25 protein-coding genes and 1 tRNA gene are annotated in these 24646 nt (G+C 71.4%); 14 read left to right on the top strand and 12 right to left on the bottom strand.

Annotation, left to right across the window (positions count from 1 at the left end):
- Positions 1–50: 50 nt before the first annotated feature.
- The 5 genes from cphA to glgC form a co-directional block, all read right to left on the bottom strand.
- Positions 51–2942 (bottom strand): cyanophycin synthetase, encoded by a 2892-nt coding sequence (gene cphA, locus ACOJV7_RS12805; protein ID WP_420190594.1) that lies wholly within the window; start codon positions 2940–2942, stop codon positions 51–53.
- Between the two features lie 63 nt (positions 2943–3005).
- Positions 3006–3866: a cyanophycinase gene (locus ACOJV7_RS12800; RefSeq protein WP_420190593.1), complete on the bottom strand. Its 861-nt coding sequence runs from the start codon at positions 3864–3866 to the stop codon at positions 3006–3008.
- Positions 3867–3885: 19 nt separating this feature from the next.
- Complete coding sequence (gene serB, locus ACOJV7_RS12795; RefSeq protein ID WP_420190592.1) at positions 3886–5136, bottom strand: phosphoserine phosphatase SerB; 1251 nt, start codon at positions 5134–5136, stop codon at positions 3886–3888.
- 9 nt (positions 5137–5145) lie between these two features.
- Complete coding sequence (locus ACOJV7_RS12790) at positions 5146–5961, bottom strand: LLM class F420-dependent oxidoreductase (protein ID WP_420190591.1); 816 nt, start codon at positions 5959–5961, stop codon at positions 5146–5148.
- Complete coding sequence (gene glgC, locus ACOJV7_RS12785) at positions 5958–7211, bottom strand: glucose-1-phosphate adenylyltransferase (protein ID WP_420190590.1); 1254 nt, start codon at positions 7209–7211, stop codon at positions 5958–5960. The genes ACOJV7_RS12790 and glgC overlap by 4 nt, the downstream gene beginning before the upstream one ends.
- Before the next feature lie 76 nt (positions 7212–7287).
- Here glgC and glgA point away from each other — a divergent pair, with 76 nt between their 5' ends.
- Positions 7288–8478 carry a glycogen synthase gene (glgA, locus tag ACOJV7_RS12780; RefSeq protein WP_420190589.1) on the top strand — a complete coding sequence of 397 codons (1191 nt, stop codon included), beginning with the start codon at positions 7288–7290 and terminating at the stop codon, positions 8476–8478.
- Here glgA and ACOJV7_RS12775 read toward each other — a convergent pair.
- Entirely contained in the window at positions 8457–9221 is a 765-nt protein-coding gene (locus tag ACOJV7_RS12775; RefSeq protein ID WP_420190588.1) for a hypothetical protein, read from the bottom strand. The two genes, glgA and ACOJV7_RS12775, sit on opposite strands and share 22 nt — an antisense overlap.
- Positions 9222–9263: 42 nt before the next feature.
- Here ACOJV7_RS12775 and ACOJV7_RS12770 point away from each other — a divergent pair, with 42 nt between their 5' ends.
- The 6 genes from ACOJV7_RS12770 to ACOJV7_RS12745 all read left to right on the top strand — a co-directional run bounded on the left by ACOJV7_RS12770 (position 9264) and on the right by ACOJV7_RS12745 (position 14091).
- Positions 9264–10046 carry an ABC transporter ATP-binding protein gene (locus ACOJV7_RS12770; protein ID WP_420190586.1) on the top strand — a complete coding sequence of 261 codons (783 nt, stop codon included), beginning with the start codon at positions 9264–9266 and terminating at the stop codon, positions 10044–10046.
- Positions 10047–10119: 73 nt separating this feature from the next.
- Positions 10120–10572, top strand: a complete 453-nt coding sequence (locus ACOJV7_RS12765; RefSeq protein WP_420190584.1) for an NfeD family protein — start codon at positions 10120–10122, stop codon at positions 10570–10572.
- Positions 10573–10602: 30 nt separating this feature from the next.
- Complete coding sequence (locus ACOJV7_RS12760) at positions 10603–11763, top strand: SPFH domain-containing protein (protein ID WP_420190583.1); 1161 nt, start codon at positions 10603–10605, stop codon at positions 11761–11763.
- A gap of 1 nt (position 11764) precedes the next feature.
- Positions 11765–12553 (top strand): sulfite exporter TauE/SafE family protein, encoded by a 789-nt coding sequence (locus ACOJV7_RS12755; protein WP_420190582.1) that lies wholly within the window; start codon positions 11765–11767, stop codon positions 12551–12553.
- Positions 12550–13272: a TSUP family transporter gene (locus ACOJV7_RS12750; protein ID WP_420190581.1), complete on the top strand. Its 723-nt coding sequence runs from the start codon at positions 12550–12552 to the stop codon at positions 13270–13272. Before ACOJV7_RS12755 ends, ACOJV7_RS12750 begins: the two co-directional genes overlap by 4 nt.
- 9 nt (positions 13273–13281) lie before the next feature.
- On the top strand, positions 13282–14091 hold the full coding sequence (locus ACOJV7_RS12745) for a TrmH family RNA methyltransferase (protein ID WP_420190580.1): 810 nt from the start codon (positions 13282–13284) through the stop codon (positions 14089–14091).
- 20 nt (positions 14092–14111) lie between these two features.
- On the opposite strand, the gene ACOJV7_RS12740 is transcribed toward ACOJV7_RS12745, so the two are convergent.
- The gene (locus ACOJV7_RS12740) at positions 14112–15299 is read right to left on the bottom strand and encodes a trans-sulfuration enzyme family protein (RefSeq protein ID WP_420190579.1); all 1188 of its coding nucleotides are present in this window, start codon (positions 15297–15299) and stop codon (positions 14112–14114) included.
- Positions 15296–16492 carry a M20 family metallopeptidase gene (locus ACOJV7_RS12735; RefSeq protein WP_420190578.1) on the bottom strand — a complete coding sequence of 399 codons (1197 nt, stop codon included), beginning with the start codon at positions 16490–16492 and terminating at the stop codon, positions 15296–15298. Before ACOJV7_RS12735 ends, ACOJV7_RS12740 begins: the two co-directional genes overlap by 4 nt.
- Positions 16493–16612: 120 nt before the next feature.
- Here ACOJV7_RS12735 and ACOJV7_RS12730 point away from each other — a divergent pair, with 120 nt between their 5' ends.
- Together ACOJV7_RS12730 and ACOJV7_RS12725 are read left to right on the top strand one after the other, a co-directional pair.
- On the top strand, positions 16613–17116 hold the full coding sequence (locus tag ACOJV7_RS12730; protein ID WP_420190577.1) for an Lrp/AsnC family transcriptional regulator: 504 nt from the start codon (positions 16613–16615) through the stop codon (positions 17114–17116).
- Between the two features lie 9 nt (positions 17117–17125).
- Positions 17126–17590, top strand: a complete 465-nt coding sequence (locus ACOJV7_RS12725) for an EVE domain-containing protein (RefSeq protein WP_420190576.1) — start codon at positions 17126–17128, stop codon at positions 17588–17590.
- 12 nt (positions 17591–17602) lie between these two features.
- On the opposite strand, the gene ACOJV7_RS12720 is transcribed toward ACOJV7_RS12725, so the two are convergent.
- Together ACOJV7_RS12720 and ACOJV7_RS12715 are read right to left on the bottom strand one after the other, a co-directional pair.
- Entirely contained in the window at positions 17603–17983 is a 381-nt protein-coding gene (locus ACOJV7_RS12720) for a DUF3037 domain-containing protein (RefSeq protein ID WP_420190575.1), read from the bottom strand.
- Entirely contained in the window at positions 17980–18744 is a 765-nt protein-coding gene (locus ACOJV7_RS12715; protein WP_420190574.1) for a HipA family kinase, read from the bottom strand. The genes ACOJV7_RS12720 and ACOJV7_RS12715 overlap by 4 nt, the downstream gene beginning before the upstream one ends.
- 55 nt (positions 18745–18799) lie before the next feature.
- Here ACOJV7_RS12715 and ACOJV7_RS12710 point away from each other — a divergent pair, with 55 nt between their 5' ends.
- Entirely contained in the window at positions 18800–20320 is a 1521-nt protein-coding gene (locus tag ACOJV7_RS12710) for a protein kinase domain-containing protein (RefSeq protein WP_420190573.1), read from the top strand.
- Positions 20321–20410: 90 nt separating this feature from the next.
- Here ACOJV7_RS12710 and ACOJV7_RS12705 read toward each other — a convergent pair.
- Positions 20411–20498, bottom strand: a tRNA-Leu gene (locus ACOJV7_RS12705).
- A 102-nt stretch (positions 20499–20600) separates the two neighbouring features.
- Between ACOJV7_RS12705 and ACOJV7_RS12700 the strand changes: the two genes are divergently transcribed.
- Positions 20601–21929, top strand: coding sequence for a M20/M25/M40 family metallo-hydrolase (locus ACOJV7_RS12700; RefSeq protein WP_420190572.1), 1329 nt, complete (start codon positions 20601–20603; stop codon positions 21927–21929).
- 27 nt (positions 21930–21956) lie between these two features.
- Here ACOJV7_RS12700 and ACOJV7_RS12695 read toward each other — a convergent pair whose 3' ends face one another.
- Positions 21957–22142, bottom strand: coding sequence for a DUF5703 family protein (locus tag ACOJV7_RS12695; RefSeq protein ID WP_420190571.1), 186 nt, complete (start codon positions 22140–22142; stop codon positions 21957–21959).
- 39 nt (positions 22143–22181) lie between these two features.
- On the opposite strand from ACOJV7_RS12695, the gene ACOJV7_RS12690 reads away from it, so the two are divergent.
- The 3 genes from ACOJV7_RS12690 (at position 22182) to ACOJV7_RS12680 (ending at position 24603) form a co-directional block, all read left to right on the top strand.
- Positions 22182–22589 (top strand): hypothetical protein, encoded by a 408-nt coding sequence (locus ACOJV7_RS12690; protein WP_420190570.1) that lies wholly within the window; start codon positions 22182–22184, stop codon positions 22587–22589.
- A gap of 65 nt (positions 22590–22654) precedes the next feature.
- A complete protein-coding gene (locus ACOJV7_RS12685; protein ID WP_420190569.1) occupies positions 22655–23728 on the top strand; it encodes an LLM class F420-dependent oxidoreductase in 1074 nt (357 codons plus the stop codon).
- Entirely contained in the window at positions 23725–24603 is an 879-nt protein-coding gene (locus tag ACOJV7_RS12680; RefSeq protein WP_420190568.1) for an undecaprenyl-diphosphate phosphatase, read from the top strand. The genes ACOJV7_RS12685 and ACOJV7_RS12680 overlap by 4 nt, the downstream gene beginning before the upstream one ends.
- Positions 24604–24646 lie beyond the last annotated feature (43 nt).

The following is a 24646-nucleotide window of genomic DNA, read 5'->3' as shown; positions in this document are numbered from 1 at the left end:
GTGACGACAAGGCCGCCCGACCCGCCAACGGGGTCTGGCGGCCTGTGTCGTCACTGCGTGGTCGAGCCCGCGTGCGACGCCTCGGGATCCACCTCGCCGAGGTCGTGGTCCGCGAGGTCCTGGTCGGTGGCCTCCTCGCCGCTCACCTGCGCCTCGGCCGAGAGGGTGCCCGGGTCGAGATCCGGGTCGGCCAGCGAGTCGGCGGTGCGCGTGCCCGGCTGGGCCTGCTTGGTCATCGTCTCCAGCTCGTTCATGACGACGCCGTGCTGGTCGACACAGACGACGACGATGTCGCCGGGGTTGGCGCGGGCCATGACGTGGCGCACTGCGGAGAGCTCGTCGGTGACGATCTCGACCTGGCGGCAGCGCGCGCCGTCGGCCATCGCGGCCTTGGCCCCGTCGGCGACGAAGCCGGCGGTCTCGCCGGGCTTGCGGCCGCGGAGCCGCTCGTCCTCACGGACGACGAGGACGTCGAAGTGCTGTGCGGCGAGGGAGCCGAGCTCGCGCATGTCCTCGTCGCGCCGGTCTCCGGCGGTGGCGATGACACCGAGCCGCGAGATCTTGCCGAGGTCGCTCGAGCCCGCCTTGGCGTCGGCGTAGCGCTCGACGAACTCGCCGAGGACCTTCATGCCGGGGGCGTTGTGGCAGTAGTCGACGATGACGTCGATGTTGTTGACGTTGACCTGGTTCATGCGGCCGGGGGAGAGGTAGTAGCTCGTCGAGAAGGTCCGCAGGCCCTGGCGGATCTCGTGCAGCCCGGTGCCGACGGCGAAGGCCGCACCTGCGGCTGCCATGGCGTTGGCGACGTTGAACATCGCCGTGCCGCCGAAGGTCGCGGGCAGGAGGTGGGTCCAGGCGAGCTGCATGGCCCGGCGGCCGTGGCGGATGACGATCATGTCGCCCTTGTCGGACGGCTCGAGGACGACCGCGCGACCGCCACGGCGGCAGTGGTCGTCGACGAAGTCGCGCACGGGGGTGCCCGGGGCCGACATGGTGAACCAGACGACCGAGCCGGAGCACTTGCGGCGCATCTTGCGGACGAGCTTGTCGTCGGCGTTGAGGACGGCGAACCCGTTGCGCGGCACCGCCTCGACGATGACGGCCTTGACGTCGGCGAGCTGCTCGACGGTGTCGATGCCGCGCAGTCCGAGGTGGTCGGGAGCGATGTTGGTGACGACGGCGACGTCGTTGCGGTCGTAGCCGAGGCCCTCGCGCAGGATGCCGCCGCGGGCGACCTCCATGACGGCGAAGTCGACCCGGGGGTTCTGGAGGACCATGCGGGCGGACTTCGGGCCGGAGGCGTCGGCCTTGAAGACCAGCCGCTCGTCGACGACGATGCCGTCGGTCGAGGTCATGCCGACCTTGCGGCCGACGCCCTTCATGATGTGGGCGATCATCCGCGAGGTCGTCGTCTTGCCGTTGGTGCCGGTGACCGCGACGATCGGCACGCGCGAGGGCGCGCCGGGCGGGAAGAGCAGGTCGACGACGGGCCGTGCGATGAACTGCGGCTCGCCGATCGTCGGGTGGGTGTGCATCCGGAACCCGGGGGCGGCGTTGACCTCGCAGATGGCGCCGCCGGTCTCGCGGACGGGGGAGGCGATGTCGGGGCAGATGAAGTCGATGCCGGCGACGTCGAGCCCGACCATGCGGGCGGCCTCCTCGGCGATCTCGACGTTGTCCGGGTGGGCGTCGAAGGTCCGGTCGACCGAGATGCCGCCGGTCGACATGTTGCCGGTGAGGGCGAGCTTGACCATCGTGCCCTGCGGCGGGACGGCGTCCATCTCGAAGCCCTGGTCGCGGACGAGCGCCTCGGCGGCCCCGTCCACCTTGATCCGGGTGAGGACCTTCTCGTGCCCGACGCCACGCCGCGGGTCGGCGTTCGTGATGTCGACGAGCTCGGACACGGTGTGCTCGCCATCGCCGACGACATGCGCGGGGACGCGCTCGGCGATGGCCTGCATCCGGCCACCGACGATGAGGCAGCGGTAGTCCTTGCCGGTGACGAAGGACTCGACGATGACCCAGCCGCGGCGCGACTGCTCGCGGGCCACCTCGAAGGCCTCGCGCACCTCGTCGTCGCTCTGGAGGTCGAGGCACACCCCGCGGCCGTGGTTGCCGTCGAGCGGCTTGACGACGACCGGGAAGCCGATCTTGCGGGCGGCGGCGACGGCGTCGTTGGGACCGCGCACCGTCTCCTGCTTGGGCACGGGGAGGCCGGCTGAGCCGAGCAGCTTGGTCGTGAGGTCCTTGTCGGAGGCGATGTCGACGGCGAGGGCGCCGGTCTTCGACGTCATCGTGGCCCGGATGCGCTGGGCGTGGACGCCCTGGCCGAGCTGGACGAGGCTCGCGCTGTTGAGCCGGATGTAGGGGATGTCGCGGCTCACCGCCTCCTCGAGGATGGCCGCGGTCGAGGGGCCGAAGGCGGTCCGCTCCGCGCGCTTGAGGAAGGTCTCGAGGGCCTCGTCGAAGTCGAAGCCCTCCTCCTCCTGCACGAGGTGGTTGACGAGGCGCACCGCCAGGTTGCCCGCGGCGAGGCCCACGCCCTCGTCGGAGTAGCCGTAGATGACGTTGTAGCGACCCGGGACGCCCTTGACCTGACGCGTCTTGCCGCGACGCTGGTCGTGGCCCGCCTCCTGCTGGAGCTGGAGCGCGATGTGCTCGCTCACGTGCCCGAGCCAGGTGCCCTCGCGCATCCGCTCGATGAAGCCGCCCTTGACCCCGCGCGAGCACGTGTGGTTCTCGAGACCGGGGAGGAGCTCGACGAGCCGGTCGGTGAACCCGTCGACGAGGTCGGTCGGGTACTGCTCGAGGATGCCGAGGTCGACGACGAGGTGGATCGCCGGGTCGTAGGACCAGACATTGCCGCCGCGGTAGACACGGGACTCGACGATGGTGAGCTCGGGTGCGGCCGGGCCGGTGGGGGTCGGGCGGTCCTCGGACATCGGACTCCTCGGTGTGGGGTGGGTGGTCCTTGCGGTCGGTGCGGGGTCGGTGCGGGGGGCGGGTCAGTCGGTGGAGCTGGCGGCGAGCGAGGCACCCACATCGGGGTGCTGCTCGACGAACTCGACGAGCGTGGCCGTCGCCAGGTCGAAGGTGGCCCCTGCCGGAAGAGTGTGGATCACGGCCCCGGAGACGAGCAGTGGTGCCCCGCGCCGCGCGTCGGGTGCGTCGGTCGTGACGTCGCGGCAGTCGATGACCGTGACACCCCCACGCCCGTGCACGGTGAAGCGGGAGCCGTCGACGACCTCGATCGCCGTGTCCTCGTCGATGCCGATCCCCAGCAGGCTCGGCGACGAGGCGACGACGGACATGAGCCGACCGTAGCGCGAGCGCTGGGCGAAGTGCTGGTCGACGATGACGCCCTTGAGCAGACCCAGCCCGGCACTGATCTGGCTGGCCCGCTGCACGGGCGTGATGCCCTCGTCGCCCATCGAGATCATGAACTCGCTCATGATCGACGCACCGGCCGAGGTGCCGGCGACGACGGTGCCGCGGGCGTGCGCGCGGTGCAGGGCGTCGCCGAGCGGGGTGCCGGGGAAGTACTGCGACAGCCGCAGCTGCGACCCGCCGCTCATGAAGACGCCGGTCGCGTTGTCGACCAGGGCGACGGCGTCCGAGTCCTGGGCGTCGCGCCGCGACTGCGGGTTGACGACGTCGACGCTCTCGACCCCGAACCGGGTGAAGACCTCGGTGTAGGAGGAGACGACCTCGTCCTGGAAGGAGGACGCCGTCGGGATGACGACGAGACGCGCCTTGCGGCCACCGGTGATCCGCACGAAACGCCGCAGGAGCGCGGCTCGGCCGACACGGTCCTCGGCGCCCCCGATGATGAAGAGCGTCGGTGTCGCGGACGGGTAGCGGGGCATTGGGCCAGCCTACGAGGTGTCAGTCGTGCGGGGTCGCAGGCGCGGGCGTCGGGGTGCCGTCGGCGTCGTCGGCCTCCTCGATCTCCTCGCGGGTGATCCCGAGGAGGTGGAGGACGGCGTCGAGATAGGGGACGTTGACGGCGGTGTCGGCCTGCTCGCGTACGACGGGCTTGGCGTTGAAGGCGATGCCGAGCCCGGCCGTGCCGAGCATGTCGAGGTCGTTGGCACCGTCGCCGATGGCGACCGTCCGGGCGAGCGGCAGCCCGGCGAGCTCGGCGAACTCGCGCAGCGCGGCGGCCTTGCCCTGACGGTCGACGACGTCGCCGAGGACCCGCCCGGTCAGACGCCCGTCGACGATCTCGAGGCGGTTGGCGCGGGCGTGGTCGATGTCGAGCTCGTCGGCGATGGGCTGGACGATCTCGATGAAACCACCGGACACGAGCGCGACGGTGAAGCCCAGCCGCTTGAGCGTCCGGACGAGGGTGCGCGCACCGGGGGTGAGCCGCACGGCGTCGCGAACGGTGCCGAGCACCGAGGCGTCGAGCCCCTCGAGGGTGGCGACGCGCGCATGCAGGCTCTCGGCGAAGTCGAGCTCCCCGGCCATCGCGCGCTCGGTGACGGCGGCGACCTCCTTCTCCCGGCCGGCATGGCGGGCCAGCAGCTCGATGACCTCGTCCTGGATGAGCGTGGAGTCGACGTCCATGACGACGAGCCGCCGGCCGCGGCGGGCGAGCCCGGACGGCGACACGGCGATGTCGACCCTCGCCTGCGCCGCGACGAGGGAGAGCTCGCGTCGCAGCGCGGCGAGGTCGGCCCCGCTCACGTCGAGCTCGAGCGTCGTCACTGGGTAGCGCGAGAGACGGCGGATGCGGTCGATGTTGGCGCCGTGCGCGGCGATCGAGCGCGACACGGCGGCCACCGCGGCGGCCTGCAGCGGGGCACCGAGGACGACGACCGCTGCTCGGCCCGTCGGCCGTCGGCGGTTGTCGCCACGACCCTCGACGACGTGCACGGCGAGACCGAGCCGGTCCCCGACGCCGCGAACCACCGGCTCGAGCTCTGCGGTGTCACCGATCGGCCGGAGCAGCGCCGCGAGCGTCAGCTGCCCCCGGACGAGCACCTGCTCGAGGTCGAGGACGAGCGCACCCGTCGGCGCCACGGCATCGAAGAGGGCGCTCGTCACACCCGGGCGGTCGTCACCGGTGAGGGTGACGAGCAGGGTGGGGTGGGCGTCGGCCGGTGGCTGTGCGGGTTCGGGCTCCGGGGTCACGCGCACAGGCTAGGAGTTCACGCCGTCGCGCCACGAGAGCAGATCACGGACCGGACCGAGGTCGGCGTAGGGACCGCTCAGGCCGAGGGTGAACAGGCGCGTGCCGACGGCATACAGGGCATCGGCGTTCGACGCGTAGTCGGGCACGTCCTCCGGGAACCGGCCCGGTCGCATGGCGACGCCGGCAGAGCGTTCGATCGTCGCGGGGTCGCGACCGACCTTGGCGCACCAGTCGTCGAGCACCGCGTGCTTGTGCGCGATCGTCTCGGCGCCGCCGAAGCCGTGCCAGATGTCGGCCTGCTCGGCGACGATCCGCAGCGTCTTCTGCTCGCCACCGCCGCCGACGAGCACCGGGATCGAGCGGGTCGGCGCCGGGTTGAGCCGCTCCCACCGGGCCTTGATCCGCGGCAGGTCGCGGTCGAGGGCGTCGAGGCGGGTGCCGGCGCGACCGAACTCGTAGCCGTACTCGTCGTAGTCGCGCTCGAACCACCCCGAGCCGATGCCGAGGATGAGCCGCCCCTCACTGCCACGCGCCGAGATGTGGTCGACCGTCCGCGCCATGTCGGCGAGCAGATCCGGGTTGCGGTAGGAGTTGCAGGTGACGAGGGCGCCGATCTCCACGCGCTCGGTCGCCTCGGCCCACGCGCCGAGCATCGTCCAGCACTCGAAGTGGGCGCCGTCCGGGTCGCCGTTCAACGGGAAGAAGTGGTCCCAGTTGAAGAGGACGTCGACGCCCAGCTCCTCGAGCCGCGCGCACGTGCGACGGATGTCCGCGTATGCCGCGTGCTGCGGTTGGAGCTGGACCCCGACTCGCGCTCTCGTCACGGCTGGATGACCGTGCCCTTGCCGACCACGGTGATGCCCGACTCGGTGACCGTGAACCCCCGGGCCCGGTCGTGCTCGACGTCGAACCCGATCGAGGTGTTCTCGGGGAGGTGGACGTTCTTGTCGATGATGGCCCGGCGCACCCGGCAGTTGCGGCCGATGTCGACGCCGTCGAGGATCACCGAGTCGTCGATCTCGGTGTAGCTGTGGACGTTGACGTCGGGCGAGATCACCGACGCGTTGACCCGGGCGCCACTGATGATGACGCCGGGGGAGACCATCGAGTTGAGCGCCTCACCGAAGCGGCCCGAGGCGCCGTGGACGAACTTCGCCGGCGGGTACGGGCCGTAGCTCGTGAAGAGCGGCCAGTCGTAGTTGTAGAGGCTGAAGACGGGGTGGATCGAGATGAGGTCCATGTGGGCGTCGAAGTAGGAGTCGATCGTCCCGACGTCGCGCCAGTAGCCCTGGTCGCGCTCGGTGCCACCGGGGATGACGTTCTTCTTGAAGTCGTAGGTGTAGGCCGAGCCCTCCTTGACGAGCGCGGGCACGATGTCACCGCCCATGTCGTGGGAGCTCTCCTCGTCCTCGGAGTCGCGGGTCACGGCGTCCTGGAGGACGTCGGCGTCGAAGACGTAGTTGCCCATCGACGCCAGGATCTCGTCGGGGGAGTCGGGCAGGCCGTCGGGGTCGGCCGGCTTCTCGCGGAACGCCTTGATGCGGGTGTGGTCGTCGGCCTCGACCTCGATGACGCCGAACTGGTCGGCCATCGCGATCGGCTGGCGGATCGCGGCCACGGTGACCCCGGCACCGGCCTCGACGTGCTGGTCGACCATCTGCGAGAAGTCCATGCGGTAGACGTGGTCGGCCCCGACGACGACGACGATGTCGGGGCGCTCGTCGGTGATGGTGTTGAGGCTCTGGAAGATCGCGTCGGCGCTGCCCTGGTACCAGGACTTGTCGATGCGCTGCTGCGCCGGGATCGGCGCGACGTAGTTGCCGAGCATCGTCGACATGCGCCACGTCTTGGTCACGTGGCGGTCGAGGCTGTGCGACTTGTACTGGGTGAGCACGACGATCTTGAGGTAGCCGGAGTTGACGACGTTGCTCAGCGCGAAGTCGATGAGCCGGTAGATGCCGCCGAACGGCACCGCAGGCTTGGCCCGGTCGGCCGTGAGGGGCATGAGCCGCTTGCCCTCTCCACCTGCGAGAACGATGACGAGCACCTTGGGTCCACCGCTGCGGTAAGCCATGCAGCCAACCTAGTGGAACCGGAGCCGCCGATGTGATGGGCGCCGCAGGGGTCCCGGGCGGCGCTAGGGTCGAGTCGTGCGCGTCGACATCCTCAGCAAGGAGTACCCCCCGACGATCTACGGCGGGGCGGGGGTGCATGTCGCCGAGCTGACCCGGGCCCTTCGAGAGCGCGGAGACATCGACGTCCGGGTCCGCGCGTTCGGCCCGCCGCGCGACGAGGAGGGCACCACTGGATACCCCGACCTCGACGCGCTGTCCGGCGCCAACCCGGCCCTCGTGACGATGGGCGTCGACCTCGCGATCGCGGCCGACTGCGCCGGGGCCAACCTCGTCCACTCGCACACCTGGTACGCGAACTTCGCCGGGCACACCGCCTCGCTCCTCGAGGGTGTCCCGCACGTCGTCAGCGCGCACAGCCTCGAGCCCATGCGACCGTGGAAGGCCGAGCAGCTCGGCGGCGGCTACCGCCTGTCCTCGTGGATCGAGCGGACGGCATACGAGGGGGCGGCCGCGGTCATCGCGGTGAGCGATGGCATGCGCAAGGACGTCCTGCGCAGCTATCCCGACATCGACCCCGCCAAGGTGCGGGTCGTCCACAACGGCATCGACAGCGAGCTCTGGAAGCGCGCCGAGGACGCCGACGTCGTGCGCCGCCACGGTGTCGACCCCGACCGGCCGAGCGTCGTCTTCGTCGGCCGCATCACCCGCCAGAAGGGCCTGCCCTACCTCCTGCGCGCCGCGTCGGAGCTGCCGCCCGAGGTCCAGCTCGTCCTCCTCGCCGGTGCGCCGGACACGCCCGAGATCAAGGCCGAGGTCGAGGAGCTCATCGCCGGGCTGCGTGAGACCCGCGACGGCGTCGTGTGGGTGCCCGAGATGCTGCCCCGGGCGGAGGTCATCGCGATGCTGTCGGCTGCGACGGTCTTCGTCTGCCCGTCGGTCTACGAGCCGCTCGGCATCGTCAACCTCGAGGCCATGGCCTGCGACCTCCCCGTCGTCGCGACGGCGACCGGCGGCATCCCCGAGGTCGTCGTCGACGGCGAGACCGGCTGGCTCGTGCCGATCGAGCAGGTCCAGGACGGGTCGGGCACGCCGGTCGACCCCGACAGGTTCGCGGCAGACCTCGCCGCGGCGCTCAACGAGGCCGTCTCGGACCCCGAGCGGGCCGCCCGCTTCGGCGAGGCCGGGCGCCGTCGGGCGGTGGAGTCGTTCTCCTGGGCCCGGATCGGTGACGAGACGCTCGCGGTCTACCGCGACGTCCTGGGGTGAGCCACGGCCGCGACCCCGGCGTTGGTCGCGTCCGCGAGGGCGCGCTCGGCCACACGCCGCAGGTCGCGGAGCAGGTCGAGCCGTCGCTGCTGGGTCCAGCCGTCAGGGCCGTCCTGCGGTCCGTCGATGCCGGCCGCCGCGGCGGTGCTGACCGCGGCCGCGAAGGTCACCGCACGCAGAGCCTGACCCGGCAGGTCGTCGGGCAGCGCCCACTGGCCCGGGCGTGGCATCGCCTCGCGCGCTGAGGCCGCGTCGAAGGGCTGCCCGCCGAGGGCGTCGAGCTGCTCGGTGACCTCGAGGACCTTCGCCGTGAGGGTGCGCGTCGTCTCCCGTGGGTCGAGCGCCTCGACCCGGTGGGTCGGGACCGGCTCGCAGTCGTATGCCGTCCAGTCCAGTCGCGTGCCCGCGTCTTGCCCGGTGGCGCCGGGCGCGCCGAAGGTCGACCACCTCGGGATGAGGAGCGCGCCGAGCCCCGGAGCGATGAGGCACTCCTCCGCTTCCACGGCGGCGTCGAGCGCGTCGGCGCCGCACCGGGGCAGGCTCGCCGGGTCGCCGCTCGACGGGAGGGCGACGAGCACGGTCCGCTCACCGAGGTCACGCCAGAGCTCGAGCGTGCGGATGCCGTCGCCGACCGCGTCGACGTCGGGGAGCGCTGACTCCATCGCCGACTCGAGCGTGCCGCCATTGCGCCACGTCGAGGTGACCCACAGGGCGATCCGGACGGAGGCGGGCAGCTCGGGCATGCCGTCATCGTAGGCAGCCCTGGTTCAACTAGGGTTCCCGTCATGAGCGATGTGCTGGCGCTGGCGGGGGTGGGCGTCGTCCGCGGCGAGACGACGCTCCTCGACGACGTCGACTGGGAGGTCGAGGAGGGGCAGCGCTGGGTGGTCCTCGGGCCCAACGGCGCGGGCAAGACCACGCTCCTGCAGCTCGCGTCGGCCCGGATGCACCCGACGCGCGGCGTCGTCGGCATCCTCGGCGAGGTCCTCGGCGCCGTGGACGTCTTCGAGCTGCGGCCGCGCATCGGCCTGGCCTCGGCCTCGCTCGCCGAGCGGATCCCCGGGGGAGAGCGCGTGGGTGACGTCGTCGTCACCGCGTCCTACGGCGTCGTCGGTCGCTGGCGCGAGAGCTACGACTCGCTCGACCACGCGCGTGCGTCCGAGCTCCTCCAGGCGCTGGGTGCCGACCACCTCGTCGACCGCACCTTCGGCACCCTCTCCGAGGGCGAGCGCAAGCGCGTCCAGATCGCCCGGGCGCTCATGACCGACCCCGAGCTCATGCTCCTCGACGAGCCGGCGGCGGGCCTCGACCTCGGCGGCCGCGAGGACCTCGTCGCGCGGCTCGGCGAGGTGGCGGGCGACGTCATGGCGCCGGCCCTCGTCCTCGTGACGCATCACGTCGAGGAGATCCCGCCCAACTTCACCGACGTCCTGCTGCTGCGGGACGGCAAGGTCGTCGCGCAGGGGCCGATCGAGATCACCCTGACGTCCGAGAACCTCAGTCGCACGTTCGGCATGCCACTGCGACTCGAGCAGCGGGGGGCCCGGTTCGTCGCCTGGTCCGACTGACGGGCACGGATCGGGGCATGGGATCGTTGTCAGGACAACCCGTCGACGACGACGGTGACGGAAGGGGAGAGTCATGGAGTGGCTGACCGAGAACCCGTGGGTCGCCTGGGTGGGCGTGGCCCTCATCCTTGCGGCGATCGAGGCCGCGACCGTGGACTTCGTCTTCGTCATGTTCGCCGGGGGAGCCCTCGCCGGGGCGCTGGCCGCAGCGCTCGGCGGCAACGTCGCCGTCCAGGTGATCGTCGCCATCCTCGTCGCAGGGCTGCTGCTCTTCGTCGTGCGACCCATCGTCAAGCGCAAGTTCACCGACGGTGAGCACGACCACCACATCGGGGCCTCGGGCCTCGTCGGTCGCGAGGCACGCGTCCTCCAGACCGTCACCGACACCGACGGGCGGATCAAGCTCGCGGGGGAGACGTGGTCCGCCCGGGTCGCCGAGGGCTCGCAGGCCCTCCGGCCGGGCGACGACGTCAGAGTCATCGCCATCCACGGCGCGACGGCCATCGTCGCCGCCGACCGTCACTGACCAGACCGTCACTGATCGCAGGGAGAACCCATGATCGAGCTCGTCATCCTCGGGCTGCTGCTGCTCTTCGCCGTCATCGTGCTCATGCGCACGGTGCGGATCGTGCCCCAGCAGACCGCCCTCATCATCGAGCGGCTCGGTCGCTACCACAGCACCCTCGAGGGCGGGATCCACTTCCTCGTGCCCTTCGTCGACAAGGTGCGCGCCAACATCGACCTGCGCGAGCAGGTCGTCTCCTTCCCGCCGCAGCCGGTCATCACGAGCGACAACCTCGTCGTCAACATCGACACCGTCATCTACTACTCCGTCATCGACGCCAAGTCCGCGGTCTACGAGATCGCCAACTTCATCCAGGGCATCGAGCAGCTCACCGTCACGACCCTGCGCAACGTCATCGGCTCGCTCGACCTCGAGCAGACCCTGACCAGCCGTGACCAGATCAACGCCCAGCTCCGTGGCGTCCTCGACGAGGCGACCGGCAAGTGGGGCATCCGCGTCAACCGCGTCGAGCTGAAGGCCATCGACCCGCCGATGTCGATCCAGGAGTCGATGGAGAAGCAGATGAAGGCCGAGCGCGAGCGTCGCGCCCAGATCCTCAACGCCGAGGGCGTCAAGCAGTCCAACATCCTCACCGCCGAGGGTGAGAAGCAGAGCCAGATCCTGCGCGCGGAGGGTTCGGCCCAGGCCCGGGTCCTCGAGGCGCAGGGCCAGGCCCGCGCCATCCAGCAGGTCTTCGACGCCATCCACCGCGGCAAGCCCACCCAGAAGCTCCTCGCCTACCAGTACCTCCAGGTCCTGCCCCAGATCGCCCGCGGTGACTCCAACAAGATGTGGATCATCCCGAGCGAGCTCACCGACGCCCTCAAGGGCATCGGCGGCGCACTCGGCCGCGGCGAGGGTGGCGGCGGCTTCGACGACGGCGACTCCGACGAGTGGGAGCCGTCCGAGGACCTGTCCACCCCTTTCGACGAGACCATGCTCGTCGACCCGGCCCAGGCCCTCGCCGAGGCCCGCGACCAGGCCGGCGAGGCCCAGCGCGAGGCCAAGGACCACGCGACGCCACCGGCCCGCCAGCAGCCGCCGCTGACGCCGCCCGCCGATGCCGTGCCCCCGCGCACCCCGGCGGAGCAGCCTGCTCCGCCGGCTCAGCCGGCCCAGCCGGCGGACACCACGCCGCCGCGCGAGAGCTGAGGTGGGCCTCGCCGAGGCCGCGCTCATCCTCCTCGCCGGCGTCGCCGCCGGCACGATCAACACGGTCGTGGGGTCGGGCACGCTCGTGACCTTCCCGACCCTTCTGTTCTTCGGCTTCGCGCCGGTGACAGCCAACGTCTCCAACACCGTCGGGCTCGTCGCCGGTGGCCTCACGGGTTCGTGGGGCTACCGGCACGAGCTCGGCGGCATGCGGTCGACGCTCCTTCGGTGGATGCCGATGTCCCTCGTGGGCGGGGTCACCGGAGCGCTGCTCCTGCTCGTCCTCGACCCGGCGGCCTTCAAGGCGATCGTCCCGGTCCTCATCGGTCTCGGGGTGCTCCTCGTCGCCCTCGGGCCGCGCCTCACCGCGTGGAGCGCGGCCCGACGCGGCGAGGAGACCTCGACCGCACTCGGCGACCACTCGCGCCGACGGGCTCTCGTCCTGTCGTCCCTCGTCCTCGCGACCGCGGTCTACGGCGGCTACTTCGGGGCCGCCCAGGGCGTCATCCTCATGGGCGTCCTCACGACGCTCACGAGCGAGTCGCTCCAGAGCCTCAACGCCATCAAGAACGTCCTCTCGACGATCGTCAACGCGGTCGCGGCCCTGACCTTCGTCATCGTCGCCCCCGACCAGGTCGACTGGCGCGTGGCCGGCCTCATCGCCGTCGGGTCGCTCGTCGGCGGCGTCATCGGCAGCCGGGTCGGACGGCGCCTGCCGCCGAACGTCCTGCGTGCGGTCATCATCGTCATCGGCATCGTCGCGATCGCCCGCATGGTCCTCGCTCCGTGATCTCGTGGTGGGTCGTGCTGGGTCTCGGCCTGGCCCTCTTCGTCGGCGCGCTCGTCCAGTCGATGATCGGCTTCGGCATGGCGGTCGTGGCCGTCCCCTTCGTCGTCGTCGCCGCGCCCGACCTCATGCCGGGAGCGGTCCTCGTCACGAGCTTCACGCTGCCGGTCGTCCAGCTCGCCCTCGCCCCGCTCGACACCGCCTGGCGCGAGCTCGGCTGGGCCCTGCTGGCCCGGCTCGTGACGACACCTCTCGGCGTCGCGGCGGTGGCCCTGCTCTCGACCCGGGTCATCTCGGTGGCTGTCGCGGTCCTCATCCTCGTCACCGTCGCGACCTCGCTCACGACGATCGAGGTCCGGATGAACGCGCGCAACGCGGTCGCGGCCGGTGCCATCGCCGGGGTGTCCGGCACCGCGACGAGCATCGGTGGGCCCTTCCTCGCGCTCGTCCTCCAGCACGAGCGTCCCGAGCGCATCCGCTCGACGCTCGCGGTCTTCTTCCTCCTGGGAGCCGTCATGGCGATCGGCTCGCTCGGGCTCGCCGGAGAGTTCACCCGTGAGCAGCTCGTCGCCGGTCTCGTCTGGCTCCCCTTCATCGGAGCCGGGTATGCCGTCGCCTCACCTCTGCGGCACCGTCTCGACGGCGAGCGCCTGCGCCGGTCGGTCCTGACGTTCTGCGTCGTCGCGGGAGTCAGCCTCGTCGTCCGCGCCCTCGTCTTCTAGCCTCTCAGGGTGCCGACCCGGATCACCGACCCCGACGACCCTCGCGTCCATGACTACGTCGGGCTCACCGACGTCGCCCTGCGGAGACGCAGCGAGCCCGAGCGCGGGCTCTACATCGCCGAGTCCGAGAAGGTCATCCGCCGCGCGCTGGCGGCCGGTCACCGCCCCCGCTCGTTCCTCATGGCGGAGAGGTGGCTCACCGACCTCGGCGACCTCGTCTCGCAGGCGGAGGCGGACGGCATACCCGTCCTCGTCGCCGACCACGAGGTGATCGAGGGGTTCACCGGGTTCCACCTGCACCGCGGCGCGCTGGCGTCGATGCAGAGGCCGGAGCTCCGGTCGGTGGCCGAGGTCGTCGCGGACGCACGACGGGTTCTCGTCATCGAGGACGTCGTCGACCACACGAACGTCGGTGCGGTGTTCCGCAGCGCCGCCGCGCTCGGGATGGACGCCGTGCTGGTCACCCCGCGGTGCGCCGACCCGCTCTACCGGCGCGCGATCAGGGTCTCGATGGGCACGGTCTTCCAGGTGCCGTGGACGCGGATCGACCCGTGGCCGGCCGGCATGGACACCTTGCGGGACAGCGGTTTCACGGTCGCAGCGCTGGCGCTGTCGGACGACGCGGTCGGGCTCGACGAGCTCGCAGCCGACCCGCCCGAGCGGCTCGCCCTCGTCCTCGGCACCGAGGGCGACGGGCTGGGCCGCCGGACCGTCGAGGGGGCGGACGTCGTCGTCACCATCCCGATGGCCGGGGGAGTGGACTCGCTCAACGTCGCGGCCGCCGGAGCCGTCGCCGCCTGGGCGCTACGCGCTCACTGACGCCGGCCAAGCCGACCGCCTCATGAGTCGTGGGCCGTCGCGGCGATCGCCTGGCGCAGGTCGTCGACGAGCGCATCGGCCCCCTCGAGCCCGATGGACAGGCGCAGCATGCCCGGGGGGATGCCGGCGTCGAGGCGCTGCTCTGGCGTCATGTTGAAGTGGGACGAGTTGAAGGGGACGCTGGCCAGGGTCTCCACCCCGCCCAGGCTCGTCGCCTCGACCCCCACCCGGAGCCGGCGCAGCACCGCGAGGACGCGCTCGTCGCCTCCGGCGAGGACGAGGCTGAGCATCGCGCCCTTGGCGTGCGGCATGACGGCGTCGACGACTGCTCCCGCGTCGGGGTGGTCGAGCCGGCTCGGGTGACGGACGTGGTCGATGCCCGGTTCGTCCGCCATCTTCGTGGCGACGATCTCGGCCGCGCTGCATGCCTCTGCCAGCCTGACCCCGAAGGTCCGCATGCCTCGCCAGACGAGGAAGGCGGCGTGGGGGTCCATGCAGCCGCCGAAGGTGATGAGCCGACGCTGCACCTCCGCGGCGAGCTCCTCGTCGTCCGTCGTGACCGCTCCCGCCACGACGTCCGAGTGACCCGCCAGGAACTTGGTGGCCGACTCCACGACGATGTCGGCGCCGAGCTCGATGGGACGCGTGCAGAACGGTGTGGCAAACGTGTTGTCGACGACGAGGCGTGCCCCGACGCTGCGGGCGACGGCGGCCACGGCAGGGACGTCCAACAGCCGCAGCTGGGGGTTCGACAGGGTCTCGCCGTAGAGCACGGCGGGACCGTGGGCCCGCGCCGCTCGTTCCCACGCGGCGGTGTCGAACGCGTCGACCCTGACGACGGTGATCCCGAGGGCGGGCAGGTCACGCTGCAGCAGGTCGTCGGTGTCGCCGTAGACCTGTTTCGACGCCACCACGGTGTCGCCGCTCCGGAGCAGCGTGAGCAGCGTGGTGGCGATGGCTGCCATGCCGCTCGCCGTCATGATCGAGCGCGACGCGCCGTGCAGCCGGGCGACCTCGGCAGCCGCCGCGTCCACCGTGGGGTTGTTGAAGCGGGAGTACCACGTCTCGCGGAGACCACCGGTTCCCTGGATGTCCGCGTACGACGTGTCGTCGAGCTCGAACGTCGTCGTCTGGTAGATCGGAGGGATCACCGGGTACGTCCGCGACGTGTGGTCGCGGCCGGGGCGGTACGGGTTCGTGCTGGTCACGTCGAGCTCCTGTCTGTGGTCCCGGCTGCTGGGATGTCCACGAACTGCGAGCCCTCGAGCACCGTCACCAGCGAGTCGGCGAACGCGCGCAGCTGGGAGAGGTCGAGCCACTCGTCGGCGGCGTGCAGGCCACCGCCGCTCGGACCGCAGACGACGGTGGGACAGAGCTCCTGCCACAGCGGCGCCTCCATCCAGTAGGGGGCGTCGAAGACGGCGCCGGTGTCCAGCGCGTCGCCGAGGGCGCGACCGAGCTCCGCCGCGACGCCCTGCTCGTCGAGCCGCCACCCCTCGCGACCGGCCACGAGCTCAGCGGTGGCCCGCCACCGAGGGTCGAGCAGGGCCGTGACGACGTCGAGGGCCTGCGCGCAGGGCTGCTCGGGGGTCAGCCGCATCTCCACGAGGCATTCGGCGCTGTCGGGGACCACGAACGCGGACGAGCCGCCCGTGACCACGGTCGCCATGAGGTCGCCCCCCTGGGCGCGCACGGCGGGAGCCTGCTCGTCGAGAGCGTGGAGGAAGCGACCCAGGTGTGTCACCGCGTTGACCCCGAGCTCGGCCTGGGAGCTGTGGGCCGCTTGCCCGGGGAAGCGGACACGAACGACCGCGAAGCCGCGCAGGGATCGGGTGACGACGAGGTCGGTCGGTTCTGCGATGAGGCAGACATCCGGCTGGATGCCGAGGTCCGGCAGGGTCGCGATGACGGACTCGCTGCCGATGCTGGCGTCCTCCTCGTCCGCGACGAGGGCGAGCACCGGCCGCACCGGCGTCCCGGTCGCCACGAGCTGCTCGGCCGCCACGACCAACGCCGCGACTCCACCTTTCACGTCCGCTGCGCCGCGTCCGAGGAGCCGGTCGCCCTCGACCCGAGGAACGAACGGGTCGGTCATCCCCGCGACCCCGACCGTGTCGAGGTGCCCGTTGAGCACCACGGTGGCTGCACCGGGGCGCGCGGGAGGCGCGGCGACGAGGCTGGGGCGTCCCCCGTCCTCGGCGCCCGGCACGACGGTGACGGTGAACCCCGACCGGGTGAGGCGTGAGGCCAGCAGCTCGACGATGCGCTGCTCTCCGGCCGCGCCGGGGACCAGACCGGGGTTGACGCTGTCCACCGCCACCAGCTCGCACGCCAGCTGAACTGCCGCGGCGGCCGTCGGTGATGCGTGGAGCTCGACCATGCTGCTCGTGTCCTGTCCCATGGCGAGCATCCTCCGGCAGGCGCACATCTGTCACCAGAGATCCGGAACGACCGACGACAACCTCGGTCCACGGCGCAACGACGTTGCGCGTCGGTCCCCGAGGCAGGAATGATCGGTCCCGTGACCGCCGACCTCGACGAGATCGACCGCCGTCTGCTCGCGGCGGTGCAAGCCGACTCACGGCTGTCGCAGGCGGCCCTGGGCACCCGGGTCGGGCTCTCGGCGGCCGCCGTCAACCGTCGCCTCCGACGCCTGTCGGACAGCGGCGTCATCACCGGCGTCACGACGGTGCTCGCGCCCGAGCGCCTCGGCCATCCGCTCACCGTCATTGCGCAGGTGGAGGTCGAGAGCGAGCAGGCGATGCCCCTGGACCAGGTGCGTGAGGCGTTCGTGTCCTGCCCGCAGGTGCAGCAGTGCTACAACGTCGCGGGGGACTGCGACTTCGTCCTCGTCCTCGTCGTGCGCGACATGGCCGAGTACCTCGAGCTCACTCGCACGCTCTTCTACGGCGACCCCAACGTCAAGCGGTTCAAGACGCAGGTGGTCCTCGACCGCACCAAGGTCACGCTCGACGTGCCGCTGGACCCGACCGACGACGGCGGCGCCCGCACGACGGGCCGTTAGGACGGGTCCATGGCGAACCTCATCAGGCGGGACAACCTCGGCGCATGGCTCATCAAGTGCAACCCGCTGTCCAACCCCGAGCTGGTGCGGCAGCTGGACCAGCCCGACCCGCCCGTGGTGACTCAGTGGTGTGTCGCGGACAACTACCGCAGCCGGATGATGCGGCCCGGCGACCCGGCCCTCCTCTGGTTCTCGGGCAACGGTCGGCACGTCTGCCGCGGCATCTGGGGCCTCGGCCGGGTCACCGGCACCTTGGCCGAGGGTCACGGCGACGGCGGGACCCCCGGCCCGGTCACGATCCCGCTCGACGTCCGGCTCCTCACCAGAGGGGAGGAGCTCGCCGCGAGCGAGCTGGTGGAGGCGGGTGTCACCGACCTCGAGGTGCAGGTCACGCCGGCGATGTCGAACCCGTCATGGGTGAGCAAGGACCAGCTCGCCCGCATCGAGGCGCTGATGGAGGCCTCGAGCGGCTGAAGGAGATGCCCCTCAGCGGACGAGGCGGTCGAGGAGGGCCTGGAGCTCGCCTTCGGGGTCCTCGGTCGTGCCGCCGTGCACGCCCGACGGCTGGATCACGGTACTGCGCGGAGCGCTGAGCCACCCGAACCGCTTGCCCGGCGTCGACAGGGTCGGGCGCCCACCGCCACCGGTGCCCGCACACACGTCGTCGACGACTGCCAGCGACGCCCGGACGGCGTCGACGTCGACATCGGGGGCAAAGGCGCGCAGCCGGTCCTCGTCCACGTGGCACGCAGCCCGGAGGAAGCCCGCCGACTGGGAGTAGAGGACGACGCCGACGTTGAGGCACTCACCGCGGTCGACGCGCGGCACGCACCGCAGCACGACGTACTGGTAGGGATGACCGCTCATGCCGCCGCCTCCCACCAGGCGCCGGCGTTCTCGAGCCGACGGGTGAGGTGGTCGACGTATGCCGTCCGCACCGCCTCCGCGTCGTCGAGTCCCGGAGCCGTCTCGAGCCACTCCTCGGGCACGAGCCCGACGACCTCGGTGATCGCCTCCGTTGTCAGGGCCGCGACAGCCCGCGCATGCGCGGCACCCAGGTCGCCTGCCACGTCACCGAGCACGTGCTGCGACGCGTCGAACGGCTGGGCGGCGAACCGCGCAGCGTCGGCGCCGCGGCTGGGCCACGAGTGGTGGAACCAGATCGCGGCGCCGTGGTCGATCGCCCACACCTGCCGGTGCCACACGAGAAGGTTGGGGTTGGACCACGTGCGGTCGACGTTGGCGGTGAAGGCGTCGAGCCAGACGATGTCGGCCGCCTCCTCAGGGGTCGGCGGCCGGGAGCCGTCGTAGCCGAAGGAGCCGGGCAGGAAGTCGACCGCGAGGTTGGTGCCGGGGCTCGCGTTGAGGAGGTCCTGGACCTCCTCGTCGGCCTCGTAGCGCGCGATCGCCGTCGGCATGTCGATGACGGCCATCTCGGGCACCCGGATGCCGAGGCGCCGCGCGAGCTCGCCGACGACGACCTCGGCGACGAGGACCTTGAGTCCCTGACCGGCGCCGCGGAACTTCACGACGTAGGTGCCGTCGTCGGAGCCCTCGACGATGCCGGGGAGGGACCCGCCCTCGCGCAGCGGGGTGACGAACCGCGTCGCGGTGATGTGGGGCAGCACGGACTCAGCCTATGGGAGGGACTAGTGTCGACGAAGCCCCCACGCGAGGAGAAGGATGAGCCAGACGCAGGGACGGCTGCTCGGCGGCCGTTATCGACTCGGAGCCCCTTTGGGAAGAGGTGGCATGGCCGTCGTCTGGCGTGCCCAGGACGAGATGCTCGGGCGCGAGGTCGCGGTCAAGACCCTCGACCTCACCGGTCCCGACAGCGACAACGCGGGGGAGCGGTTCCGTCGCGAGGCCCGCGCCACGGCAGCGCTCAACCACCCGCACATCGTCACGGTCTACGACACCGGGGTCGAGGACAACACGGCATACCTCGTCATGGAGCTCCTCCCGGGACCCACGCTCGCCGAGCAGGTGCGCGACTCGGGACCCTTCCCGGTCGAGGAGGTGCGGATCATCGGCGAGGAGGTCGCGAGTGCACTCCAGGCCGCCCACGACGCCGGGATCGTCCACCGTGACATCAAGCCGGGCAACATCGCCTATGCCGCCGACGGCACCGCCAAGGTGCTCGACTTCGGCATCACCCAGCTCGTCGACGAGGCGCTCGGTCACGGCCACCAGCTGACGATGACCGACACGATCGTCGGCACCGCCGAGTACCTTGCGCCCGAGCAGGCCACCGGTCAGCGCGTCGATGCCCGGGCAGACCTCTACGCCCTCGGCTGCGTCCTCACGACCTTGCTCACCGGCAAGCCGCCGTTCTCGGCTCCGACGCCTGTCGCCATCCTCATGAAGCACGCCCACGAGGTGCCGCCGGACGTGCGCGACCTGCGCCCCGACGCACCCTCCGACCTCGCCGGCCTCGTCGCGGCCCTGCTCGCCAAGGACCCCGCGAACCGTCCCCAGTCGGGCCGCCAGGTGGCCGAGCTGCTGCGGGCTCACCGCGCGCCCGCGCTGACCGAGGTGCTCCCCGCGGCCGCGGGCAGCATGGCCCCGACGGCCGTCGCACCCGGGCCCGAGCCCATCGACGAGAGGTGGGCCGAGCCGGCATACAGGAGGGACCTCGAGCCCGAGCGACGCGAGTCGCGGGCGTGGATCTGGCTCCTCCTGCTCGCCCTCGCGCTGGCCGCCGCCGGCCTCTGGTACGTCCTGCAGGGCCGCGACGGCGAGGGCACCCAGTCGCCGTCCACCACCCCGACCGTCTCCCAGACCTCCGAGGCGCCGTCGGAGACTCCGACGCCGACACCGGAGACGCAGACGCCCAACCCGACGGTGACGATCACCACGACTCCCACGCCGACTCCGTCTCCGACGCCGTCGGAGACGCCGACGCCGGCCGACACGGGCAAGGCCGTGACCGACGCCGTCTCCGACTTCCAGTCGAGCCTGCGCGACGCCCGGCAGAGCGGCGACATCGAGGCGGACGTCGCCGGGACCATCCAGGACAAGCTGCGCGACATCAACGCCAAGGTGCGCGACGAGGACGTGCAGGCGGTCCAGTCGCTCGTCGACGACATCGAGAAGGAGCTGAGCCAGGCGGCGGAGGACGGCAAGCTCACCCAGCCGGGCGCCGCGACGCTCGCCGAGCCGTTCGACACGCTGCGCCAGGCGGCGGACGCGTACCAACCCTGAGCGATCGGGCCGAGCGGTGTGCCTGACCGGCACGCGGCGCGGAACGAGAAACGCCCCGAGCTCCTGACCTGCAGGAACTCGGGGCGACCGTGGTGTCCGAGGGGGGACTTGAACCCCCACCCTCTATACGAGGACTAGCACCTCAAGCTAGCGCGTCTGCCAATTCCGCCACCCGGACGGGGTGTCTGCAAGCCCCGTGGGGCGGTGCCTGCAACGAGCGGGAACTTTACACGGCATACCGGTCCGAGCGAAATCGACCCCTCGGCCTAGTCTGGAAGCCATGACGGAGACGACGAAGAGCCGCCCCGAGGACGAGGTCGTCGGCATCTGCCGCGACCTCATCCGCATCGACACGTCGAACTATGGAGACGGCTCCGGACCGGGGGAGAGGGAGGCCGCCGAGCACGTCGACCGCCTCCTGCGCGAGGTCGGCCTCGAGCCCGAGATCGTCGAGTCCCAGCCGGGCCGCACCTCGGTCGTCGTGCGGATCCCGGGTGCCGACCGGAGCCGTGGCGCGCTCTGCATCCACGGTCACCTCGACGTCGTCCCCGCCAACGCCGACGACTGGTCGGTCGACCCCTTCGCGGCCGTCGAGAAGGACGGCTGCATCTGGGGCCGGGGCGCCGTCGACATGAAGGACATGGACGCGATGATCCTCGCGTGCGTCCGGCATCTCGCGCGTGAGGGCATCGTGCCGCCACGCGACCTCGTCGTCGCCTTCTTCGCCGACGAGGAGGCCGGGGGAGTGCACGGCTCGCACCACCTCGTCGAGCACCGGCCGGACCTCTTCGAGGGCGTCACCGAGGCGATCAGCGAGGTCGGCGGCTACAGCGTCACCGTGCCGACCGCCGACGGCGGTGAGAAGCGCGCCTACCTGCTCCAGACGGCCGAGAAGGGCATCGCCTGGATCCGGCTCACCGCGCACGGCCGTGCGGGCCACGGGTCGGTCCCCAACGACGAGAACCCCATCGCCCGCCTCGCCGAAGCCCTGAGCCGGCTCGCGGCGCACAAGTGGCCGCGCGAGTTCATCCCCTCGGTCCGCACCCTGCTCGACCGGCTGAGCGAGATCACCGGCGTCGCCTATTCGGACGAGGACATCGACGAGCTGCTCGACCACCTCGGCGGCGCGCAGGGCTTCGTGCGCGGCACGCTGCAGGACACGAGCAACGTGACGATGCTCGACGCCGGCTACAAGCACAACGTCATCCCGCAGCACGCCCACGCCAACGTCGACTGCCGCTTCCTCCCCGGCCACGAGGACGACCTCATGCGCACCATCGAGGAGCTCGTCGGCGAGCACGTCGAGGTCGAGGTGCTCCACCGCGACATCGCGCTCGACGCCCCCTTCGAGGGCGCCCTCGTCGACGCCATGGTCGAGGCCCTGCGCGCCGAGGACCCCGAGGCAGAGGTGCTGCCCTACTGCCTCTCCGGCGGCACCGACAACAAGGCCCTGTCGCTCCTCGGGATCACCGGCTACGGCTTCGCGCCGCTGCGGCTGCCCGCCGATCTCGACTTCGCGCCGATGTTCCACGGCATCGACGAGCGCGTCCCCACCGAGTCGCTGCGCTTCGGCACGCGGGTGCTCCAGCGGCTCATCGAGACCTGCTGACGGCGCCGGGGGCCCCGCGCGCGACGCTCAGGAGGCTCGCGGCACCCGGATGATCTTGCGCCGCAACCAGGTTCGCGTCGTCCCACCGATGTAGATGCGGGTCCGGTGCAGCTCCCAGTGGCCGTACTCGGCCTGCTCGGTGAGGGCGCGACGGATGTCGGCGCGCCTGGTGCCGCGGCCGAAGACGAGGACCCGGTACTCGTACTCCACCATCGACCCATTGTGGGGCACGAGTCCGATAGCGTCTGTCACATGAGCGCCGACCCGCGTGCCGCCCTGTCCTCCCTCGTCACCGCGTTCGAGCGGCACCTCGAGGCGTGCTCGGGTCGCAGGGGTGAGGACGACCCCACCGTGGCCGCGGCCTACGACGACCTCCTCGACGCCTTCGAGGTCTACGACAACGCTCTCTACGAGGCCTTCGGCGAGATGACGCCGCTCGACGTCTACACCGGCGACGACGCCGACGAGGACGAGGAGGCGCGCGACGATGTCGACGACGACGACGACGACGACGACGATGACCTCGACGAGGACGACGACGATGACGACGGCATCTACGCCGGCCTCGACGACGAGGAGTACGACGAGTCCGACGACGAGGACTCGGACGATGACGGCGACGACTCGGAGGACGACGACGACGACGACGACGCGCGCTGAGCTCACCCGTCCCCACCGTTCCCCTCGGTGACGGCCGACCCCGTCACGCCCACTACGGTTGGCGCATGCGACTCGCGGTGAACCTCGGCTACATGGGGCTGTCCTCGAGCCAGGACATGCTCGCGCTGGCCGCCGAGGCCGACCGGCTGGGCTACGACTCCGCGTGGGTCGCGGAGGCCTACGGCAGCGACGCGGTGACCTTCCTGTCGTGGATCGGCGCCCGCACCGAGCGCATCGGGCTCGGGTCGGCGGTCATGCAGATCCCGGCGCGCACCCCGGCGATGACGGCGATGACTGCCGCGACGCTCGACCACCTCTCCGGCGGCCGTTTCCGGCTAGGCCTGGGCGTCTCCGGTCCGCAGGTGAGCGAGGGCTGGCACGGCGTCCGCTTCGGCAGGCCCCTGGCCCGCACCCGTGAGTACGTCGAGATCGTCCGCCGTGCCCTGGCGCGCGAGCGCGTGGAGTATGCCGGCGAGCACTTCACGCTGCCCCTCCCGGACGGTCCCGGCAAGGCACTCAAGCTGACGATCGCGCCCACGCAGAAGCACGTGCCGGTCTACCTCGCCGCCGTCGGCCCCAAGAACCTCGAGCTCGCCGGTGAGATCGCCGACGGCTGGCTCGCGATCTTCTTCTCGCCGGAGCACTCCGGTGACATCCTCGAGTCCATCGCTACCGGGCGTCGGGCCGCGGGCAAGGGCACCGAGGACGACCCCATGGCCGGCTTCGACGTCGTGCCCACGGTCCCGGTCGTCGTCACCGACGACGTCGAGGCCGGTGCGCAGGCGGTCGCCGCCTACTCCGCCCTCTACATCGGCGGGATGGGCTCGCGGGAGAAGAACTTCTACAACCAGCTCGCCTGCCGGATGGGCTTCGAGGAGGAGGCCGCCAAGGTGCAGGAGCTCTTCCTCGCCGGTCAGCACCGCGACGCCGCGGCCGCCGTCCCCGTCGAGTTCATCGACGCCACCGCCCTCATCGGCCCGCCCGAGCGCATCCGCAGCCGCGTCGGCCGCTACGCCGAGGCGGGCGTCACCACCCTGGGCGTCTCGCCCTTCGCCCTCACCGTCGAGGAGCGGCTCTCCACCCTGCGCGTCATGTCCGAGATCGTCCCGTCCCACGCCGAGGAAGTCCCCGCCCCGTGATCCTTGCTGACCCCGCCGTCGAGCTCAGCTACTTCCAGTCCGTGGTCCTCGGCATCGTCGAGGGCCTGACCGAGTATCTCCCGGTCTCGTCGACGGGCCACCTCACGATCGCCGAGAAGCTCCTCGGTATGCCGGTCGACGCACCGGCCGTGACGGCATACACGGCCTTGATCCAGATCGGAGCCATCCTCGCGACGTTCACCTACTTCGGGAGGAAGATCCTCCGCCTCTTCCTCGCGTGGGTCGCCGGGCTGCGCAGCGCCGAGGCGCGCAAGGAGCACGACTACCAGCTCGCGTGGGCGGTCATCGTCGGCTCGCTCCCGGTCGTCGTCGTCGCCCTGCTGCTCAAGGACCTCATCTCCGGTCCGCTGCGCAGCCTCTGGGTCGTCGCGGCCGCGCTCATCCTCTGGAGCGCCGTCATGTGGGTCGCCGAGCGCCGCCACGACACCCTCGAGGCGGCGGGAGACCAGCGTGGCGAGGACGCGCTGACGATCAAGGACGGGCTCGTCATCGGACTCGTCCAGTGCTTCTCGCTCGTCCCGGGTGTCTCGCGCTCGGGCGCGACGATCTCGGCCGGCCTCATGCGCGGCATCGACCGCGTGACCTCGACCGAGCTCTCCTTCTTCCTCGCGATCCCCGCGCTCACCGGCGCCGGCATCTACGAGACGCTCGACAACGTCGAGGCGCTCAAGGTGCTCGGCATCGGCCCCATCATCACGGGCTGCGTGGTCGCGTTCGTCGTTGCCTACGCGTCGATCGCCTGGCTGCTCAAGTTCGTGCAGAGCAACTCGCTCATCTCGTTCATCGCCTACCGGGTCGTCCTCGGCGCGGTGATGTTCCTCGCGCTGGGCGCGGGCTGGCTCACGGCCACCTGACCGACCGGACTGCGACGGACCGGCACACCCGGCACAGCCCGGC

The organism is Knoellia tibetensis (assembly GCF_048606415.1).
GTDB classification, from domain to species: domain Bacteria; phylum Actinomycetota; class Actinomycetes; order Actinomycetales; family Dermatophilaceae; genus Knoellia; species Knoellia tibetensis.
Note: the sequence above shows the minus strand (reverse complement) of the source record. Positions and strands in the feature narration are given on the sequence as shown.